At 70.8% G+C, this 3323-nt stretch carries 2 protein-coding genes and 1 pseudogene; all 3 read right to left on the reverse strand.

Going from position 1 to position 3323, the window contains the following annotated elements; genetic code table 11:
* Window positions 1–178 precede the first annotated feature (178 nt).
* Complete coding sequence (locus O3Q52_RS50915; protein ID WP_269655216.1) at window positions 179–1624, reverse strand: hypothetical protein; 1446 nt, start codon at window positions 1622–1624, stop codon at window positions 179–181.
* 204 nt (window positions 1625–1828) lie between these two features.
* Window positions 1829–2800: a hypothetical protein gene (locus tag O3Q52_RS50920; protein ID WP_269655217.1), complete on the reverse strand. Its 972-nt coding sequence runs from the start codon at window positions 2798–2800 to the stop codon at window positions 1829–1831.
* Between the two features lie 264 nt (window positions 2801–3064).
* Window positions 3065–3323, reverse strand: a pseudogene (locus O3Q52_RS50925) (hypothetical protein); the annotation flags it as partial.

Consider the following 3323-nt stretch of genomic DNA (forward strand, 5'->3'; position numbering starts at 1 on the left):
CCGGGGTTGGGGCGAACGGCCCGGGGACGGCGAGGGACCCATCGGCGCCACCGGGACCGACGGCCGCCTCCGGACTGACGGCCGCCGCCACCGGGTCCGGTGGCTGGGCCCCGGGACCCGGTGGTCGGTGGTCGGCTGTCGGCCGTGGCCGGCAGGGCCGGTCGGGCCGCGCGGTCCGTCAGAGGTGGTTCGCGGTGTCCCCGAAGGTCAGCAGTCCCTTGCGGCGGACGTGGACGACCAGGGCGGCACCCGCGCAGAGCAGCGCCAGCCCGGCGAGGCCGATGGAACCCACCTGGGCGCCGGTGGAGGCCATGCTGCCGCCACCGCCCGAGCCGCCGGTATCGCCTCCGGAGCCGCCCGCGCCACCGGAACCGCTCGTGTCACCCGAGGTGCCGCCGTCGGCACCGCCGCTCGTGCCCGACTCGGTCTCCGAAGGACTTGTGCTGGGATCGTCGCTCGGGTCGTCCACCACTCCGGTCGTGAAGGCGAACGGGACGCTGTGGCCCTCGGTCTTGTCCTCGGCGAGGGTCAGCGTGTGATCGCCGTCCGCGATCTTCTTCGGCAGGGTGAACGCGTAGTCCTTGACGGTCCCGTCGGCGTCCGCCTTGGCGTCGGCGTACTTCTCCTCGCTGTCGGCGAGCGCGACCTTCACGGCGGCGTCCTTGGTGTATCCCCGCGCCGTGATCTTCACGGTCTGCCCGGCCTTGAGGTTGGGGTTGGCCTCCAGCACCGTGCCGCTGTCGTCGGTCACTTCGAGGTCGGCGGGGGTGGAGGGGCTGGGAGACGGGTCCGTGGGCGAGGGGGTGGGCGAGGGGGACTGGTTCGCCGCGGTGATCTGGATGACCTTGGTCGACTGGGCCGCGCTGAAGGCGTCCGCGTCGGTCGGCGTGAAGGTCGCGGCGTAGAAGTGGTTGCCGGCTGCCGCGGGGGCCGTGGTGGTGAACTCCGCCTTGCCGTTCACGACGTCGGCCGTGCCGACCGGCGTGGACGTGTCGTTCGTGGTCCCGGTGTAGGCGAACTCGACCTTGCCCGCGGCGGCGGCCGGGGTCATGGTGGCCGTCAGCTTGAGCGAGCCGCCGACCGGGGTCGGGGGTCCGTCCAGGGCCACGGTGGTCGTCTGCGTCTGGACCAGCGTCCAGGTCTCGCCGGTGACCTGGACGATCGCGGTGAAGGCCGGGACATTGTTGGTCAGACCGGCGCCGCAGGCCAGGGCCAGGGTGTACTTGCCGTCGAGGGAGCCCTCCGCCACATAGGAGCGCAGCTGGGACTCCACGGTCGCGGTGCCCGGGGTCAGCGGGACCGTGAACGGCGCGGTCTTGGAGATCGTGTCCGCCGAGGTGCTCTTGGCGAGCTGCTTGGCGACGGTGGTGCTCCCCGGCTTGAGCAGCCAGAGGAACATGGCCGTGGGGTTGCTGGTCTCGGGGCACCCCGCGTCCGTGCTGGCGGAGGTGGCGCTCAGCGGGGCCTTGATGCTGCCGGTGGCCGGCGCGAGCGTGAACTTCCCGGAGGAGGTGACGGCCGCTGCCTGGCCCGCGAACGCGAGCACTCCCGACAGGGCCCCCAGCAACAGGGCGCAGCACATCAGCAGTGCCGCGGGTGATCTGAGCAGTGTCTGGCGGTTCATGTGGTGGTCCCCCCACAGGGTTCGGTCCGGGTTGGTCTGGTCTGGGTCTGGTCGGATTGAGTCGGGTCGGTCGGACTGGATCGGGTCGGGTCGGGTCGGGCTTGATCTGGTCGAGCCGGGGGTCGGCCGGTGACCGGATACGCCGCTGAGCCGGGCACCCTGGGGGTGCCCGGCCGTTGTGCGGTCAGGTCGTGAAGACGGTGATCAGCGCTCACCCTTGAGGTCGGGGTCCGTCGTGTCACCGCAGTTGGTGATCACGCCGAAGCCGTAGAGCTGGATCGTGTCGGCGTCGTTGCAGAGCTTCGAGCCGGAGCCGGCGAACGTCGACGCGATGGTGGCGTTCGACAGCTTCGAGGTCGGGACGACGTTGTAGACGTCACGGTTGTAGGTGAAGCCGACGTTGAGCGTGCCGTCCGCGTTCTGCGGCGCCGAGCCGTTGACCCGGCCGAGGACCGTGGCGCCGTGGCGGTCGTTCACGATGCCGCCGGTCTGCGCGATGTACTGGGCCACGGAGTACGGGGCGATGTCACCGGCGCTGTCCAGCGCCTCGCCGTTGTGCTCCTGCATCGAGCCGACGCAGGTGCCGACGGCGGACTCGGCCACACCGATCTGGCCGAGGAAGAAGGTGCGGGTGCCGGAGTTGGTCTGCGGCAGCAGCGGGGTGAGGGCAACGCCGTTCACCGAGGTCAGCGAGCAGGTGTAGATGTCGTGCAGCTGGGCCGTGGTCAGGTCCAGGCCGTTGCTGAGCGCGCTGTCCCCGCGGACCGCGACGGTGACCGCGTCCTTCGCGAAGGGGATCCAGGTCAGGTCCGTGGTCGAGGTGTCGGCCGGACCGCGCGAGGAACGGGCGAAGTCGAGGCAGCCCGTGCTGGTGTCGACGGCGTTGCGCAGCGCGTCGATGCCCGCCGAGGAGCCGTTGGGGCGGTTGATGACACAGCCGGTGGCACGGGTCTTGACGGTGGCCGAGCCGGTGGCGTCGTACGAGGCGACCGTGTTGCCGCCGTCGACCGAGTCGCCGAGGCCGTTCAGGACATCCTGGGTCGTGTCGGAACCGGCGCCGGCGAGCACCCGGAAGCCGTTGGACGGGTCGGCGACGGCCGGGGCGGCCATGGCACCGACGGCGAGGGCGGCCGCACTGACAACGGCACCGATGCGTGCACGGGACTTGACGTTCACTACTGTTCTCCTCCGTCAAAACGGATTGCGCGGAATGGAGCATCGAGAAGAATGGAGCATCAAGCAGGATCCGGATTCCGTTTCCCGCCGGCCCGTCGGCCGGCCGCGGCAAACAATTCCGCACACCGCTTCACAACGGCCACCAAATCCAGCCACCCATTGAGTTAAGAACTCATTTCCAAGGTGACACCTAGGGAATTCGGTGACGGGAAGAGCGACTTCCCGGAACCGCCGGATCCCGGGAAATCGGACTCCGCCCCGCGGCTAACCCCCGGCGGGGGCCCGCCGCGAGGAGAGCCGCAGCATCACGGGACCGGCCAGCGCGGCGACACCGCCGGCGATCAGCACGGCGAGCAGCACCCACCGGATGAGTCCGAGCACTTCCGAGGGCGTGGTGCCGCCCGACTTGGCCACGTTCTGTTTCGCCGGGTCGGTCGGAGCGACGGACGGCCTGCTGGTGTCCGCCGCGTCGGGGTTCGCGCCCGCGGGCGGGCCCGTAGCGCTTGCGGCGCCGGCGCCAGGT

The sequence above is a fragment of the Streptomyces sp. ActVer genome (assembly GCF_027270795.1).
GTDB lineage: Bacteria > Actinomycetota > Actinomycetes > Streptomycetales > Streptomycetaceae > Streptomyces > Streptomyces umbrinus_A.

What these genes read in the sequence shown, in the direction of transcription:
- O3Q52_RS50915 (WP_269655216.1), bottom strand. Translation starts at nt 1,624, where the DNA reads ATGAACCGCCAGACACTGCTCAGATCACCCGCGGCACTGCTGATGTGC.